The organism is Pseudomonas sp. MWU349 (genome assembly GCF_017947325.1).
Taxonomy (GTDB): Bacteria; Pseudomonadota; Gammaproteobacteria; order Pseudomonadales; family Pseudomonadaceae; genus Aquipseudomonas; species Aquipseudomonas protegens.
Genome location: NZ_JAFEVP010000001.1, coordinates 204,570 through 219,402, shown reverse-complemented (window position 1 = coordinate 219,402; position 14,833 = coordinate 204,570). Strand labels below are relative to the sequence as shown.

At 64.6% G+C, this 14,833-nt stretch carries 13 protein-coding genes and 1 pseudogene; 7 read left to right on the top strand and 7 right to left on the bottom strand.

Annotated elements, in window-relative coordinates; translation table 11 throughout:
- Positions 1-27: 27 nt before the first annotated feature.
- Positions 28-1,353 (bottom strand): MFS transporter, encoded by a 1,326-nt coding sequence (locus tag KCG88_RS00890; RefSeq protein ID WP_019095130.1) that lies wholly within the window; start codon positions 1,351-1,353, stop codon positions 28-30.
- 287 nt (positions 1,354-1,640) lie between these two features.
- Between KCG88_RS00890 and KCG88_RS00885 the strand changes: the two genes are divergently transcribed.
- On the top strand, positions 1,641-2,528 hold the full coding sequence (locus KCG88_RS00885; protein WP_047287942.1) for a LysR substrate-binding domain-containing protein: 888 nt from the start codon (positions 1,641-1,643) through the stop codon (positions 2,526-2,528).
- Between the two features lie 169 nt (positions 2,529-2,697).
- Here KCG88_RS00885 and KCG88_RS00880 read toward each other — a convergent pair whose 3' ends face one another.
- The gene (locus KCG88_RS00880) at positions 2,698-3,558 is read right to left on the bottom strand and encodes a LysR substrate-binding domain-containing protein (RefSeq protein ID WP_210711523.1); all 861 of its coding nucleotides are present in this window, start codon (positions 3,556-3,558) and stop codon (positions 2,698-2,700) included.
- Between the two features lie 110 nt (positions 3,559-3,668).
- Between KCG88_RS00880 and KCG88_RS00875 the strand changes: the two genes are divergently transcribed.
- The 3 genes from KCG88_RS00875 to KCG88_RS00865 all read left to right on the top strand — a co-directional run bounded on the left by KCG88_RS00875 (position 3,669) and on the right by KCG88_RS00865 (position 6,462).
- Positions 3,669-4,778 carry a 2-aminoethylphosphonate--pyruvate transaminase gene (locus KCG88_RS00875; protein WP_210711522.1) on the top strand — a complete coding sequence of 370 codons (1,110 nt, stop codon included), beginning with the start codon at positions 3,669-3,671 and terminating at the stop codon, positions 4,776-4,778.
- Between the two features lie 102 nt (positions 4,779-4,880).
- Complete coding sequence (gene phnX / locus KCG88_RS00870; protein ID WP_210711521.1) at positions 4,881-5,708, top strand: phosphonoacetaldehyde hydrolase; 828 nt, start codon at positions 4,881-4,883, stop codon at positions 5,706-5,708.
- A 199-nt stretch (positions 5,709-5,907) separates the two neighbouring features.
- Positions 5,908-6,462, top strand: a complete 555-nt coding sequence (locus tag KCG88_RS00865; RefSeq protein ID WP_047287946.1) for a cytochrome b — start codon at positions 5,908-5,910, stop codon at positions 6,460-6,462.
- On the opposite strand, the gene KCG88_RS00860 is transcribed toward KCG88_RS00865, so the two are convergent.
- From KCG88_RS00860 to KCG88_RS00850, 3 genes and pseudogenes are all read right to left on the bottom strand, one after another.
- Positions 6,453-7,382 (bottom strand): 1-aminocyclopropane-1-carboxylate deaminase, encoded by a 930-nt coding sequence (locus KCG88_RS00860; RefSeq protein WP_210711520.1) that lies wholly within the window; start codon positions 7,380-7,382, stop codon positions 6,453-6,455. The genes KCG88_RS00865 and KCG88_RS00860 overlap by 10 nt on opposite strands.
- 206 nt (positions 7,383-7,588) lie before the next feature.
- Complete coding sequence (locus KCG88_RS00855) at positions 7,589-9,628, bottom strand: NADPH-dependent 2,4-dienoyl-CoA reductase (protein WP_210711519.1); 2,040 nt, start codon at positions 9,626-9,628, stop codon at positions 7,589-7,591.
- A 159-nt stretch (positions 9,629-9,787) separates the two neighbouring features.
- Positions 9,788-10,168 (bottom strand): annotated as a pseudogene (locus KCG88_RS00850) (EstA family serine hydrolase); the annotation flags it as partial.
- A 543-nt stretch (positions 10,169-10,711) separates the two neighbouring features.
- Between KCG88_RS00850 and KCG88_RS00845 the strand changes: the two are divergent.
- Together KCG88_RS00845 and KCG88_RS00840 are read left to right on the top strand one after the other, a co-directional pair.
- The gene (locus KCG88_RS00845) at positions 10,712-11,842 is read left to right on the top strand and encodes a carbon-nitrogen hydrolase family protein (RefSeq protein WP_210711518.1); all 1,131 of its coding nucleotides are present in this window, start codon (positions 10,712-10,714) and stop codon (positions 11,840-11,842) included.
- Between the two features lie 4 nt (positions 11,843-11,846).
- A complete protein-coding gene (locus KCG88_RS00840; protein ID WP_210711517.1) occupies positions 11,847-12,887 on the top strand; it encodes an AraC family transcriptional regulator in 1,041 nt (346 codons plus the stop codon).
- Between the two features lie 29 nt (positions 12,888-12,916).
- Here the strand turns inward: KCG88_RS00840 and KCG88_RS31065 are convergent, their stop codons facing one another.
- A complete protein-coding gene (locus KCG88_RS31065; RefSeq protein ID WP_011062261.1) occupies positions 12,917-13,042 on the bottom strand; it encodes a hypothetical protein in 126 nt (41 codons plus the stop codon).
- 214 nt (positions 13,043-13,256) lie between these two features.
- Here KCG88_RS31065 and KCG88_RS00835 point away from each other — a divergent pair, with 214 nt between their 5' ends.
- Complete coding sequence (locus KCG88_RS00835; protein WP_210711516.1) at positions 13,257-14,345, top strand: pyruvate dehydrogenase; 1,089 nt, start codon at positions 13,257-13,259, stop codon at positions 14,343-14,345.
- 11 nt (positions 14,346-14,356) lie between these two features.
- Here KCG88_RS00835 and KCG88_RS00830 read toward each other — a convergent pair whose 3' ends face one another.
- Positions 14,357-14,827, bottom strand: coding sequence for a MarR family transcriptional regulator (locus KCG88_RS00830; protein WP_011062263.1), 471 nt, complete (start codon positions 14,825-14,827; stop codon positions 14,357-14,359).
- Positions 14,828-14,833: the final 6 nt, after the last annotated feature.

Sequence of the window (14,833 nt, the reverse complement as noted above, 5' to 3'; positions counted from 1 at the left end):
CGGCTTGCCGGCGAAGAAGCCCGAAAGTCAGGTACGCAGCGGTTTGATCAGCAACGGTCCATTGGGAACGAGTGCGCGCACCGGCTCGAGCCCTTGGGGCCGGCTGTTCCAGTACGGCACCAGCACCAGGGCCGAGACCAGGGCGCAGGCGGCAAACACGATGAACACCGTGACCGTGTCGAAATAACCCGGTAGCAGGCCACCCAGCACCGCGCCCACCGAGCCGCAGCCATTGACGAAACCGGCCGCGGTGGCCCCGGCCTTGGCCGAGCCGAAATCAATGGCTGCTGCGCCGCAGATCATCGAGTCAGGCCCGTACAGGGTCAGGCCCATGAAAAACAGCAGGGCCATCACCAGCACGACGCTGCCGGTATGCAGAGCCCCCATGAACAGCGCCAGGGACAGGGTCAGCGCCAGCAGGCTGATGACACAGGCCGGCATGCGCCGGGCGCCGAACAGCTTGTCCGAGGCCAGGCCGATCATCACCGGCCCCAGCAGCCCGGCCAGTTCGAAGCTGGTGGGCACGATCGCCGCCCCCACCTTGCCCACCGACGGCATCTGTTCGTAGACGATCACCGGCCCCCACAGCAGGATCGCGTAGCGCGCCGGCTTGAGCAGGAAGTACGACAGCCCGAGGATCAGCACCGTGCGGTTGCGCAGGATCTCGCGCAGCGGTTCCCAGACGCTCATGCGCCGTTCGGCGGCGTCTTCTTCGGCGCTCTGCGGGGGCAACGGCTCCACGGCCGGCAGGCCCACGTCCTCCGGGGTATTGCGCTGGAAGATGAAGAACAGCACCGCGGTCAGGCCCACCACCACCGCACTGGAAATGAACGCCGCGTGCCAGGTGCCGATCAGCGTATAGGCCCACCAGCCGGCAAAGGGCGAGGCCACCAGGCCGCCGAAGGCGTAGCAGGAACTCCACAGCCCCAGCACCCTGCCGCGCTGCCCGGCGGGAAAGAAACTGCCGATGTTCTTGCACAGCCCCGACCAACCCGTGGACTGCGCCAGCCCCTGGACCAGCATGCAGGTGGCGAACACCGGCAAGGTGGCGAAGCTGCCCATCACCAGCGCTGCGGCGGCCGAAATCAGCAAGCCACCCAGCACCACCACCCGCGGGCCGAAGCGGTCGGCGAAGATGCCCCAGGTGAACTGCCCCACGGCGTAGGCCGCCAGGTAGATGGCGTCGAGGTTGGCCATGGCCATCTTGTCGAGGGTGAAGTCGGGATCGTCGGCGATCCCCAGCTTGGCGACGGAAAAGGCTTTGCGGGTGAAGTAGAACGCCGCGTAGGCGATCCAGGTGATGGCGAAAATCTGCACGCGCCAACGTTTGATGGTGCCGATCTGCTTGTTCATTGTGGTTCTGACCTCAGGGTGAGTGTGCCGGCAGGATGCGAAGCAAGCGCCTGTGTTTTTTTATTCTTGAGCACTGCAGCAGGGCCCTCGCGGCGGGCGCTGCTGGTCAGATGAGTCCTGTTGCCGGCCCCTTTCGGGGACCGGAGCTGCACGCACAGGCATCAGGGCCCGGTGCCGGTCGACCGACCGGTCACTGGGCTTGCAGGGATGGAAGCAATTACTGACTAATAAATGAAATCGATTTATCGTATTTCAAATATAAGCTCAGGTTGTAAGAGGATTGGCCCATGTCGGTTTCCCACGCCCAATTGAAAGCCTTCCACGCCGTGGCGGTGCACGGCAGCTTCACTCGGGCGGCCGAACGCCTGTACCTGACGCAGCCGGCGATTTCCGACCAGGTGCGCAAGCTCGAAGAGCGCTTCGGGGTGCTGCTGTTTCATCGCAACAAGCGCTCGGTGCGCCTGACCGACCTGGGCGAGCGCCTGCTGGCCATCACCCAGCGCCTGTTCGTGGTGGAAGCCGAAGCCAAGGAGCTGCTGCAGGAGTCCCGAGCCTTGCAGACCGGCAGCCTGGTACTGGCGGTGGATGCCCCGGTGCATGTGCTGCCGCAGATCGCCCGGTTCTGCGAGCTGTACCCCGGGATCAATGTGAAGATCGAAACCGGCAACACCGATGAATCGCTGCTGCGCCTGTTCAATTACCAGGCCGACCTGGCCCTGTTGGGGCGGGACGTGGACGACGAGCGCCTGCTGTCTCTGACCCTGCGCAACGACCCGATGGTGGCGTTCGTCTCCCGTCACCACCCCTGGGCCGGCCGCCAGTCCATCTGCCTCGCCGACCTGGACGACACGCCCCTGGTGCTGCGGGAGGTCGGTTCGGTAACCCGCCAGACCCTGGAAGAGGAAATGAACCGCGCCGGCCTGCGCATCCGCCCGACCATCCAGGTGGAAGGTCGCGAAGCCGCGCGCGAAGCGGTGGTGGTGGGCATTGGCGTGGGGGTGGTCTCGGCGGCGGAGTTCGGCGCCGACGCCAGGGTCTGCGCCCTGCCGATCGTCGACTGCCAGCGGCGCCTGACCGAAACCCTGGTGTGCCTGCGCGAACAAAGTTCACGACGGATCGTCGCCACCTTCCTCGACCTGGTACGCGAAAGCCTGGCCTCCCCCACCGCCCTGTAGGAGCCGGCTTGCCGGCGAAGGCGATCTCCAGGCACCACTACCGTAGGAGCCGGCTTGCCGGCGAAAGCGATCTCCCAGGCACCACTACCTAGGAGCCTGGCTTTCCGGCGAAAGCGATCTTTCGGGCCTCTTCGCTGGCAAGCCAGCGCCTACAAGAGTGGAGGTGGGCTCAGGCTGGAGCCAGGGCGAAAAACGCCTGGATCAAGCGCAGGTCACGACGCCGCTCCACGCAGCCGATCATGTGCCGGTTGACCAGCCCCGCACCGCGGATCGGCACCGTGCGCACCCGCGGGTCGTGGCCAACCTCAACCGAACTGACAATGCCCACCCCCAGGTGCGCCGCCACCGCCTCGGTCACCGCTTCGCGGCTGTCCAGCTCCAGCAGCACCCGGGGCTGGACCCGGGCCAGCCCACAGGCCTCATCGAACGTGCGGCGGGTGATCGAACCCGGTTCGCGCAGCACCATGATCACCTGGTCCAGTTGCTCGATGGCGACGCCCTCGGCCAGCGCCAGCCAAGGGTGCCCATCGGGCACCAGCGCACAGATCCGCGACTCGCCCAGGCTTTGCAGGTGCAGGCCCTTGCGCGGCTCGACCTCGGTCAGCACCGCCACGTCGGCATGCTCGGACAACAGCGCCGCCAGGGTTTCCTGGGCATTGCCCAGGCGCAGGTTGACCGTCACCCCCGGGTAGCGCGCCCGCAGGCTGGCCAGCATCGGCATGACCAGATGGGGGCCGTCCGCTGCCACTTCCAGGCGCCCGGTGAGCAATTGCCGGTTGGCCTCGAGCATGGCCTGGGCCTCTTCCGCCAGGCCGAACATGGCTCGGGTGATGGCGGCCAGCTTGGTGCCCTCTTCGGTCAATTCCACCCGGCGCGCAGTGCGCCGCAGCAAGGTGATCTGGTAGTGCTCTTCCAGGGCCTTGATATGCCCGGTGACCGCCGGCTGGCTGATGAACAGCCGCCCGGCGGCCCGGGTAAAGCTGCCTTCCCGGGCCACCGCGTCGAATGCGCGGAGTTGAAACAGGTTCATAGCTATCGGCCTCACTGATGGCTGGCATAACAACAAACAATTTGATTGATGACAAGGCAAACTGCAATTTAGTCCCCGTAGCGTCATCCCCACCTTTTCGAGGACACAGCATGAGCATCGCCGAGCCAATCCTGCTTACCCCCGGCCCCCTGACCACCTCCGCCCGCACCCGCCAGGCAATGCTGGTGGACTGGGGTTCGTGGGATGACCGCTTCAACCAGTTGACCGCCAGCCTGTGCCAACAGCTGCTGGCCATCATCCAGGGCGCCGACAGCCATCACTGCGTGCCCCTGCAAGGCAGCGGCACCTTCGCCGTGGAAGCGGCCATCGGCACCCTGGTGCCCCGCGACGGCAAGGTCCTGGTGCTGATCAACGGTGCCTACGGCAAGCGCCTGGCGAAGATCTGCGAAGTGCTCGGCCGGGATTTCAGCACCTTCGAAACCGCCGAGGACCAGCCCACCACGGCCGCGGATGTCGAGCGCCTGCTGGGGGCCGACAGCAGCATCAGCCACGTGGCGCTGATCCACTGCGAAACCAGCACTGGCATCCTCAATCCGCTGCCGGAAATCGCCCAGGTGGTGGCCAACCATGGCAAGCGCCTGATCATCGACGCCATGAGTTCCTTCGGCGCATTGCCCATCGATGCCCGGGAAATCCCCTTCGACGCGCTGATCGCCGCCTCCGGCAAATGCCTGGAAGGCGTGCCCGGCATGGGCTTTGTCTTCGCTGCCAAGGCGTCCCTGGCCCAGGCCGGCGGCAATGCCCATTCCCTGGCCATGGACCTGCACGATCAGCACAGCTACATGGCCAAGACCGGCCAGTGGCGCTTCACCCCGCCGACCCACGTGGTCGCCGCGCTGCACGAAGCCCTGCTGCAATACACCGAGGAAGGTGGCCTGCCGGCGCGCCAAGCCCGCTACGCCGACAACTGCCAGACCTTGCTCGATGGCATGGGCGAACTGGGCCTGCGCAGTTTTCTGCCGCAAGCGATCCAGGCGCCGATCATCGTCACCTTCCACGCCCCGAAAGACCCTCGCTACCAGTTCAAGGATTTCTACGAGCGGGTCAAGGCCAAGGGTTTCATCCTCTACCCGGGCAAGCTGACCCAGGTCGAAACCTTCCGCGTGGGCTGCATCGGCCATGTCGACCGCCGCGGCATGCAGGCGGCCGTCGCCGCCATCGCCCAGGTGCTGCAAGAGATGGAAGTCCTCGACATCTGACTCCCCACCGAGCCTGTAGGAGCGAGCTTGCTCGCGAATCAGGCGACGCGATACCGAACCTTTTTTCGCGAGCAAGCTCGCTCCTACACAGGCATCGAAACCATGAACTACAGCAACCCTTCTCAGCTGCAAGCGGCGATCCTCGATTGGGCCGGCACCGTGGTCGACTTCGGCTCCTTTGCGCCAACCCAGATCTTTGTCGAAGCCTTCGCCGAGTTCGACGTGCAGGTCTCCATCGAAGAAGCCCGCGGCCCCATGGGCATGGGCAAGTGGGATCACATCCGCACCCTGTGCGACCTGCCGGAGGTGGCCGAGCGCTATCACAAGGTCTTCGGCCGCACCCCGACTGACGCCGATGTGACCGCCATCTACGAACGCTTCATGCCGTTGCAGATCGAGAAGATCGCCGAGCACTCGGCGCTGATCCCCGGCGCCCTGGAGGTGATCGCCAAGCTGCGCGAACAGGGGATCAAGATCGGCTCCTGCTCCGGCTACCCCAAGCAGGTGATGGACAAGGTGGTAGCCCTGGCCGCCACCAATGGCTACACCGCCGACCACGTGGTGGCCACCGACGAAGTGCCCAACGGCCGCCCATGGCCAGCCCAGGCCCTGGCCAACGTGATCGCCCTGGGCATCGACGACGTGGCCGCCTGCGTGAAGATCGACGACACCGTGCCGGGCATTCTTGAAGGCCGCCGCGCCGGCATGTGGACCGTGGCGCTGACCTGCTCGGGCAATGCCCTGGGCCTGACCTACGAAGGCTACCGGGCCCTGGCCAGCGACACCCTGGCCAGCGAGCGCAAGCGCATCCACAAGCTGTTCGAGGCTTCGCGCCCGCACTACCTGATCGACACCATCGCCGACCTGCCCCAAGTGATCGCCGACATCAACCAGCGCCTGGCCCGGGGGGAAATGCCCCAGGGCAACTGATTCAGGCGCAGGGCAACAACAAAAACGGCGGTGCCTTCGGGGCCGCCGTTTTTTTTACCCGCCCACCGCCCAAGCGCTGCACAGGGATGCGATAAAAGCCGCCACAGCTCCAGGCAAACCGGCATAAAGCGGATTACAGTTAAAGCACTCCGTCGCTCAAGAACGGAGGCTTCAGACCTGATGACCGAGGATGTCCCGTATGCCCTGGAAAAACACTGAGTCTCGCTACAGCACCATGACGATCACCCTGCACTGGTTGATGCTGGTGCTACTGGCCGTGGTTTACGCCTGTATCGAATTTCGCGGCATCTTCCCCAAGGGCAGCGGTGGTCGCACGCTGATTGTCGAAGCCCACTTCATGCTCGGCCTGACAGTGTTTGCCCTGGTCTGGCTGCGCCTGTTCGCTCGTGCCCAGGGCGTAGCGCCGAAGATCCTGCCCACCCCGCCCCACTGGCAACGGCTGCTGTCGACCCTGATGCACTGGGCGCTGTACCTGTTCATGATCGCCATGCCGATCCTCGGCTGGCTGACCACCAGCGCCAAGGGCCATCAGGTGATGTTCTACGGCCTCGACCTGCCGCTGCTGCTGGCCGAGAACAAACCACTGGCCAAGCAGCTCCAGGGCTGGCACGAACTGCTGGGCACGGTCGGCTACTGGCTGATCGGGCTGCACGCCCTGGCCGGGCTCTATCACCACTACGTGATGCGCGACAACACTCTGCAACGCATGTGGCGCCAGCGCGGTCAGGCCTGAGCCAGCAGCCCGCGGCGGCCCTGCAGGCCGCCGGTATGCACGAAGATCAACCGGCAACCCGGGGCGAAACGCCCGGCCTGGACCTGTTCCTGCAAAGCCAGCAGGGCCTTGGCGGTGTACAAGGGCTCCAGCGGCAGAGCGCACTGTTGTTCGGTGAGCTGGATAAACCCGCGTAACACTTCATCGACCTTGGCGAAACCGCCCCGGCTGCTGTCCAGCAGTTGATAACCGCCAGGGCCCTGCCCGGCCTCTTGCAAGATCCCCTCGACCTGCTGCGCCACCCCGTGATCCTCGGGGACCGCCAGGGCGCCGTAGACCGGGTGCGCTCCGGCCTCCGCCAGTACCAGCCCGGCCAGGGTAGTGCCCGTGCCGGCGGCCAGCCACCAGCCGTGGTAGTCGCTCCAGCCCAGGCTCGGCAACTGGTGCCGCACCTGATCGCGCAGGGTCATGCAGCCCGCTGCGCCGGCCAGGCCACCGCCGCCCTCGGGCACCGGGTACAACTCCGGATACCGGGCCTGCCAGGGCGTCCAGAAACCCGCCTCGTGGCGCGCGCGATAACCGCCATAGCCCAGCCAGTGCAGGCGCATGCCGAAGGCTTGCAGGTCGAGCACCGTCGGTGTGTCCTGTGGATGGCCACGCAACAGACCCACGGTGGGAAAGGCAAAACGCCGTCCAGCAGCGGCCAGCGCATGCAGATGATTGGAATGGGCGCCCCCCAGGCTGATGATGCCGTGGGCACCAGCGGTACGTGCCGCCGCCAGGTGCTCGGTCAGCTTGAACCACTTGTTGCCGCTGATCAGCGGGTCGATCAGGTCCAGGCGCAGCACCGCCACCTCGACCCCGGCCCGCGACAGCCAGTCCAGCTCCAGCCGTTGCAGCGGGGCGTGGGGTAACCAGTCGAAGGATTCGGGAATGGACATCGGCAGCGGGGGTCAGGAAAGAAGCTGCGCAGTCTATCAGCTCCAGGCCCAGGCTCATCCTTGTAGCCGTTGCCGCAGGCTGCGAACGGGTTCGCAGAACCCGCAAGACAGGCCACCACGCTCGCTCGTTGCAGCGCGAATGCCCGCTGGGCGAGTCCTGCGGCCTCGTGCGCAGCCTACGGCAGCGACTACAGGATGGCAGGCCGTTACAGCTCGGCCGCCAGACGCGAACCCTGGTTGATGGCGCGCTTGGCGTCCAGTTCGGCGGCCACATCGGCACCACCGATCAGGTGCACGTTCTGCCCTGCCGCCACCAGACCGTCCTGCAGCTCGCGCAGCGGATCCTGGCCGGCACAGATGACGATGTTGTCCACCGCCAGCACCTGGGGTTCGCCGGCCTCACCGATACGGATATGCAAGCCGGCATCGTCGATCTTCAGGTACTCGACGCTGTTGAGCATCTGCACCTGCTTGTTCTTCAGACCGGTGCGATGGATCCAGCCGGTGGTCTTGCCCAGGCCGTCGCCGACCTTGGTCTTCTTGCGCTGCAAGAGGAACACCTGCCGCGCGGGTGCATGGGGCTCGGGCTTGATCCCAGCCACGCCGCCACGGGCCTGGAGCTGGGTGTCGATGCCCCACTCCTTCCAGAACGCCTGGCGATCCTGGCTGGTGGCCACACCCTGGTGCACGAGGAATTCGGAAACATCGAAGCCGATGCCGCCAGCACCGATCACTGCCACGCTCTTGCCCACCGGCTTGCGCTCCAGCAGCACGTCCAGGTAGCTGAGGACCTTGGCGTGCTCCACCCCGGGAATCGCCGGCACGCGAGGGGCAATGCCGGTGGCCAGGATGATTTCGTCAAAGCCGCCGGCCACCAGTTGCTGCACATCGACGCGGGTGTTGAGGCACAGCTCGACATGGCTGGTCTGCAACTTGCGCTTGAAGTAGCGCAGGGTCTCGAAGAACTCTTCCTTGCCCGGCACTCGCTTGGCGACGTTGAACTGGCCGCCGATCTCGCTGGCGGAATCGAACAGGGTCACCTGATGCCCACGCTCGGCGGCCACGGTAGCCGCAGCCAGGCCCGCCGGCCCGGCGCCGACCACGGCGATCTTCTTGATCTGCTTGACCGGCAGGTAGTTCAGCTCGGTCTCGTGGCAGGCGCGCGGGTTGACCAGGCAACTGGTGAGCTTGCCGCCGAAGGTGTGGTCCAGGCACGCCTGGTTGCAGCCGATACAGGTATTGATTTCGTCGGCACGGCCTTCGGCGGCCTTGTTGACGAAGTCCGGGTCGGCCAGGAATGGCCGGGCCATGGAGACCATGTCGGCATCGCCCTCGGCGAGGATCTGCTCGGCGACTTCCGGGGTGTTGATGCGGTTGGTGGTGATCAGCGGAATGCTCACCGAACCGCGCAGCTTGGCCGTCACCTTGCTGAATGCGGCACGCGGCACCTTGGTGGCGATGGTGGGGATCCGCGCTTCGTGCCAGCCGATCCCGGTGTTGATAATGGTCGCGCCGGCCCGCTCGATGGCCTGCGCCAACTGCACGATCTCTTCCCAAGTGCTACCGCCTTCCACCAGGTCGAGCATCGACAGGCGGAAAATGATGATGAAGTTCGGGCCTACCGCCTCACGTACCCGACGGACGATTTCCACCGGCAGGCGCATGCGGTTCTCATAACTGCCGCCCCAGCGATCGGTGCGGTGGTTGGTGTGGGCGGCCAGGAACTGGTTAATGAAATACCCTTCCGAGCCCATGATCTCGACACCGTCGTACTCGGCCTTCTGGGCCAGGGTCGAGCAGGTGACGAAATCGCGGATCTGCTTCTGGATGCCTTCCTCGTCCAGCTCCTTGGGCTTGAACGGGTTGATCGGTGCCTGGATGGCGCTGGGCGCCACCTGCTTGGGGCTGTAGGCATAACGCCCGGCGTGGAGGATCTGCATGCAGATCTTGCCGCCGGCCTCGTGCACCGCACGGGTCACGATCTGGTGTTTGAGTGCCTCTTCTTCGGTGGTCAGCTTGGCGGCGCCGGAATACACCCCGCCCTCATCGTTGGGGCCGATGCCACCGGTGACCATCAGGCCCACGCCGCCCCGGGCACGCTCGGCAAAGTACGCCGCCATGCGCTCGAAGCCGCCGGGCTTTTCTTCCAGACCGGTGTGCATCGACCCCATCAGGGTGCGGTTGCGCAGGGTGGTGAAACCCAGGTCGAGGGGGGCCAGCAAATGCGGGTAAGGTGCTCCAGCCATGGTGTCACTCCAGATCGGGCAATCACGGAAAAATGCGGAAGCTCTGCGGCTTCCATCAGTAGTGCTGCACAGACTAAGAGCAGAACATCGGGCACTCAATGACCGTAACTGACAACTTAATGATCAAAACGAACACCCTTCTACCATCCTCCCTTCCTCTTAAAGTGCCGCGTAGGCCAGCGCGGCCAGTTGCTGCGGGCGAGGATCGATCATGGTGTGCCGGCCCGAGGTGGTGGCGACAAAGCCCAAGCTCACCTCGCGTTCGGGGTCGGCAAAACTGATCGGGCCGCCCAGGCCATGGGCGGTGCTGTGGCCGCTGTCCCCCGGCTGCCGATAGGCCCACCAGCGGGGGGCGCGGGTGCGCCGGGGCACCCTGTCCGGGTTGGTAAAGGCCAGGGCCGCGACATGCTCCGGCTCGGCAATGATCACCTTGCGCAGGTCCTCCGAGTAGTAGTCGCCCACCCGCCCCCCGGCGGCATCGAAATGCGCGATACGCTCAAAATCCTGTTCCTCGACCTCCAGGTCATGGGGCCGGGTGACCCGCCCCTTGCCGCCCTGGCGAGAGTCGGCCAGGGTCAGCATGAGTTGAAAACCCAAACCAAGAGACCGGTTGCATTCGTCAACGGCAATGCAAACCTGTAATAACAAGAACAATAGAGGTGCAAAAGACCTTCAGCCTCTGGACTGAAACTGGGCCGTATCCAACTTGAAACGATATGAATGACCCAGGGGTCCCTTTGGGAACCACCAGTTCGCCACTGTTACGCAAAACCGGATGAATCCCGAAGAACTTTCAAAATTGCTTTACTGTCGAACAAACCGTCAACTTGCAAAACCTGGAACTTCAACGAAGCAGGGGCAGTTGCACTGAACCTGACGCACTCGACGCTGGGACGAAGCAACCTGCTAGCCCTCTCCCCCCTGAGGTGACATCGCAGGCGCAGCCCAGGGAAAAGCCCGAGACGCCACGGAAAATGACCCATTTCATGTAAAAAACCGCTCTAACACACTGTTTTCCTGTACCTTTGGCCCAAATATCCGAGAAATGTCACGATCCAGCACACGGCCGCTGACTGTTTTCCCATGCGCAGACTTCTCTACATCACCCTCACCCTGGCCCTGCTTGCCGCCATCACCAGCTACGCCATCTGGACCCGTGATCGTCCAGGGGCGCACTACCTGTCGGACCTGCGTATCCAGCTCGCGGTGGACCAGGGTGTGCCTGCCGACCACGGCAACCTGCTGGCGATCCAGCCCGAGCTGTTCCCCACCGACTACCAGAGCATCGAGCGCCTGCACCGCAAGCTTGCGGCCTACTTGCAGCAAGCCCGTGACAAGGGCCTGGTCAATGACAAGACCATCGTCGTGCTGCCCGAGCATGTCGGCACCTGGCTGATGGTCAGTGGCGAAAAAAATGAGCTGTATCAGGCCACCTCTCTGAAAGAGGCAATGAACTGGCTGGCGGTGAGCAACCCGCTGCCGTTTCTCAAGGCGCTGATCAGCGCCAGGGGTGACAGCCGCCTGGACGATGCGTACCTGCGCATGAAGGCCAAGAGGATGGCTCGGGACTATCAGGTGCTATTCGGCGGTCTGGCCAAGGAGTTTCATGTGACCCTGGTGGCCGGCAGCATCATTCTTCCAGAACCCAGTGTCAGCCAGGGCAACCTGCAGATCGGCAGCGGCGCCCTGTACAACAGCAGCCTGGTGTTTGGCAGCGATGGCCTGCCCATGGGCCAGCCCCAGCGGCAGATCTATCCGACCTATGCCGAAAGCGGCTACGTGAAGGGCGATGCCGGCAAAGCGCTGGAGGTTATCGACACCCCGGCCGGGCGCCTCGGTGTACTGATCGGCAGCGACAGCTGGTACCCCGACAACTACCGCAAGCTCAATGACCAGCACGCCCAACTGGTGGCGGTTCCGGCCTTTGTCATGGGCCGTGATGGCTGGGACAAACCCTGGCGCGGATACAAGAGCATCGCCACCCCCAGCGAAGTCAGCCTCAAGCCCGAGGAAGTCAGCGAGGGTGAGGCCTGGCATCGCCTGACTCTGACTGCCCGTGCACCCAGCAGCCTGGCCAGCGCCGGGGTCAGCGTGTTCCTGCGCGGCCAGTTCTGGGACCAACGCAGCAGTGGCCAGAGTTTCATCAACAGCAACGGCCAGACCTTTGCCGACGACGGCAACCGCGGCGCCCGCCTGCTGAACATCTGGTTGTAGGCCAATGAAAACCCCACCGATGCGCCTGGGCGACTTGTCGGTGGGCTTCGTCCATAGCCTGGTGGACGCGGTCCGCAGCTACGGGCAGGACCCCACCCCCTTGCTGGAACAGTACGCCCTGGACGCCGCGCGCCTGGCCGAAGCCGGAGCCCGGCTGTCAATCCCGCGCTACATGCGCCTGGGCCACGGGGCGATCCAGCTGACCGGTGACCCGGCCCTGGGCTTGCGCATGGGCCGCCTGAGCCGGCTGAGCCAGGCCGGCCTGGCCGGAGTGACCGCAGCCCAGGCCCCCACCGTGCGCGAAGCCGCCCGCTGCCTGACCCGCTTCGAAGCTCTGTATGGCTCCAACTATCGCGGCCAGTCGAGCTTTCACGAGGATGCCAGCGGCGCCTGGCTGTGCTTCTACTCCATCAGCCCGTACAACGCCTACAACCGCTTCGTGGTGGACTCGATCATCTCCGGTTGGCTGCAGCAGTTGTCCAGCATCGCCGACCAGGCGATCCACGCCGAACAGATCGATATCGAATTCCAGCGCCCGGACTACCACGAGGCCTATGCGGTGCTGGGCCCCACGCCTATCCAGTTCGGCGCCGAACAGAACCAGTTGCGCCTCAGCCAGGCCAGCCTGGGCCTGCGCAACCCGGAGCATTGCCCGAGCACCTGGCGGCATCTGGTGCAGTTGTGCGAGAGAGAACTGGAACAACTGACCCGCACCCGTAGCCTGCGCGAACGCATCATTCAGATGCTGGGGCCGTTGCTCAATGGCGGCCGCGAGCCGGACCTGGAAGAAGTGGCGATGCGCCTGAAGCTGCCGACCTGGACCTTGCGGCGCAAGCTGGCGGAAGAAGGGACGCAGTTCCGGGCGATTCTCAATGACACCCGCCGCGACCTGGCCATGACCTACATTCGCGATACTGAACTGGCGTTCGGGGAGATTGCCTATCTGCTGGGCTTTGCCTCAGCCGAGGCGTTTCAACGGGCCTTCAAGCGCTGGAATGGCCAGACCCCCGGGGATTTTCGCCGCAGCCACCGACAGTTCGGCTAGAGAAACGGCAAAAAAAAACGCCACCGGCGTTACAGCTCGGTGGCGTCTTCTGCAGGTTCCAGAGGATCCAGCTCGAAAGCCTGATACTCCAGCAGTTCCTCTTGGTATTCGTCCATGGCGGACTCCTTTTTCCGTTGTTGAAAGACCTTGTTCAATAGCCCTGTGCCTAATGACCATCGGGATCAGCATAAAGTGCCGGGATGACAGAAAAAATACTACCCCCCAGGTCAGGATTTCTATCATTAAAACGTAACAGCCCGTGAGGAATTTAGCCCTCGGATACAGATGCAACCGCAACGATTGCAATTGCAATTATATTTGCCAATCCGTTAGGGTAGCCGCTCTCCCCCCTTGCGGACGGCGCCGAGCATGAACCCACCCTCACTTTTCAACACTCGCCACAAGGCCCTCGCACAAGAGGCGGCCCAGGCCTGCCTGGACCTGCTCAGCAGCGCCCGCCACCCTGGCGGTTCGCCACTCAACACCGTGCTGGAGATGGCCAATATCCTGGAGCTGGACGGGCGCACCGCACGCCAGTCCTTTGTGGTGCGCAGCCACGGCGCTCCACAAAGGAGTACCCGGATCAGCGCCTGGCCGTTGTGGTTCTCCACCGATAGCACGGAAAAACCCCTGCTCTATCTGCACCGCTGCAGTTCTTCGGCGCAGTTGTGCGCGGTCAGCGCCGAGACCGCGGCGCGGGGCATCCTGTGCAACGACAGTGAGACCCAAACCTCCCCATGGCCCAAGGGTGCCGACCCGTCACTGGCGTTATGGCTGGCCCACAACCCGCACTGCCTGCCCTTCGACCCGGCCACTGGCGCGGAGGCCGAGGCGATTGTCCTGGAGGCCCTGCAACGCCTGTATGTCGAGGGCCAGCCAGGCTTCTACTACCTGGCCTTGCATGACCATGAGCTGCAACTGGAACTGACGCCCGAGCAAAGGCAAGCCGCATTGCAGGGCATGTACAAGGTGACGGATACCACTGCCCACCCAGCGGCGGGGCGCGTGCGACTGCTGGGCGCCGGCCGGGCGTTTGCCCAGGTCAGGGCCGCGGCGGATCTGCTGCAGCGTGATTGGAAAGTGGCCAGCCAGCTCTGGAGTTGCCCCAGCTACACCCGCCTGGCGCGGGAGGCGGCTGCGGCGCAGCATTGGAACCGGCTGCATCCTGGGCAGGAGAAGCGCGACTCACACCTGCTGCGCTGCCTGGCGGATGATTCGGCTCCGGTGATTGCAGTGACCGGTTACGGCCAGGCGGTGGCCGAACAGCTACGCCCTCACCTCAAGGCCGAGCTGGTGGCCCTGGGCACCGACTCCTTCGATGCCGCCCGCGATCCGCGACGCGGCCGCTGCCCCGAGGCACGCTGGATCGCCGTGCTGGCGCTCAAGAGCCTGGCAGACGCTGGGCAGTTGCCCATGCGCTGCGTGGAACAGGCCATGGCGACCTATGGCTTGCCCTGACGGTACCGGGCTCAGCTTTTGGAGCCTGTGTCGCCACCGTTGGCCGCCGCCCGGGCCAGGGTCGCGGTGCGTTCCAGGGCATCGGCAAAGGCGTGTTTCTGCTCGCTGTCCAGTTGCGAGAGAAACAGCTCGGCCACTGTCGCCTCGTAGATTTTCCACATCTTCTTGCGCAGCTTTCGGCCTTCGTCGGTGATGCTGACAAAGGCCGCGCGACCATCGCCCTCGCAGCGCGAGCGCTGCACCAGGCCGTCTTTTTCCAGGCGGTCCACCAGGCGCGTGAGGTTGTAGCGCTCGATGGCCAGCACGTCGGCCAATTCGTGCATGCGCCGGGTACCTTCGGCGCCGCTTTCCAGGCCCCAGAGGGCGTCGTACCAGGCATACGCCGGTAAGCCGGCCTGGGCCAGGCGGCGCTCGATTTCGCGAATCACCGTCCGGTGAGCCCTGACAAAACGGAACCAGACATCGGGCTCTTTTGAAGACATGCCACA

Coding starts and splice junctions, on each gene's coding strand:
- KCG88_RS00890 (WP_019095130.1), bottom strand. CDS start 1,353: ATGAACAAGCAGATCGGCACCATCAAACGTTGGCGCGTGCAGATTTTC.
- KCG88_RS00885 (WP_047287942.1), top strand. CDS start 1,641: ATGTCGGTTTCCCACGCCCAATTGAAAGCCTTCCACGCCGTGGCGGTG.
- KCG88_RS00880 (WP_210711523.1), bottom strand. CDS start 3,558: ATGAACCTGTTTCAACTCCGCGCATTCGACGCGGTGGCCCGGGAAGGC.
- KCG88_RS00875 (WP_210711522.1), top strand. CDS start 3,669: ATGAGCATCGCCGAGCCAATCCTGCTTACCCCCGGCCCCCTGACCACC.
- phnX (WP_210711521.1), top strand. CDS start 4,881: ATGAACTACAGCAACCCTTCTCAGCTGCAAGCGGCGATCCTCGATTGG.
- KCG88_RS00865 (WP_047287946.1), top strand. CDS start 5,908: ATGCCCTGGAAAAACACTGAGTCTCGCTACAGCACCATGACGATCACC.
- KCG88_RS00860 (WP_210711520.1), bottom strand. CDS start 7,382: ATGTCCATTCCCGAATCCTTCGACTGGTTACCCCACGCCCCGCTGCAA.
- KCG88_RS00855 (WP_210711519.1), bottom strand. CDS start 9,628: ATGGCTGGAGCACCTTACCCGCATTTGCTGGCCCCCCTCGACCTGGGT.
- KCG88_RS00845 (WP_210711518.1), top strand. CDS start 10,712: ATGCGCAGACTTCTCTACATCACCCTCACCCTGGCCCTGCTTGCCGCC.
- KCG88_RS00840 (WP_210711517.1), top strand. CDS start 11,847: ATGAAAACCCCACCGATGCGCCTGGGCGACTTGTCGGTGGGCTTCGTC.
- KCG88_RS00835 (WP_210711516.1), top strand. CDS start 13,257: ATGAACCCACCCTCACTTTTCAACACTCGCCACAAGGCCCTCGCACAA.
- KCG88_RS00830 (WP_011062263.1), bottom strand. CDS start 14,827: ATGTCTTCAAAAGAGCCCGATGTCTGGTTCCGTTTTGTCAGGGCTCAC.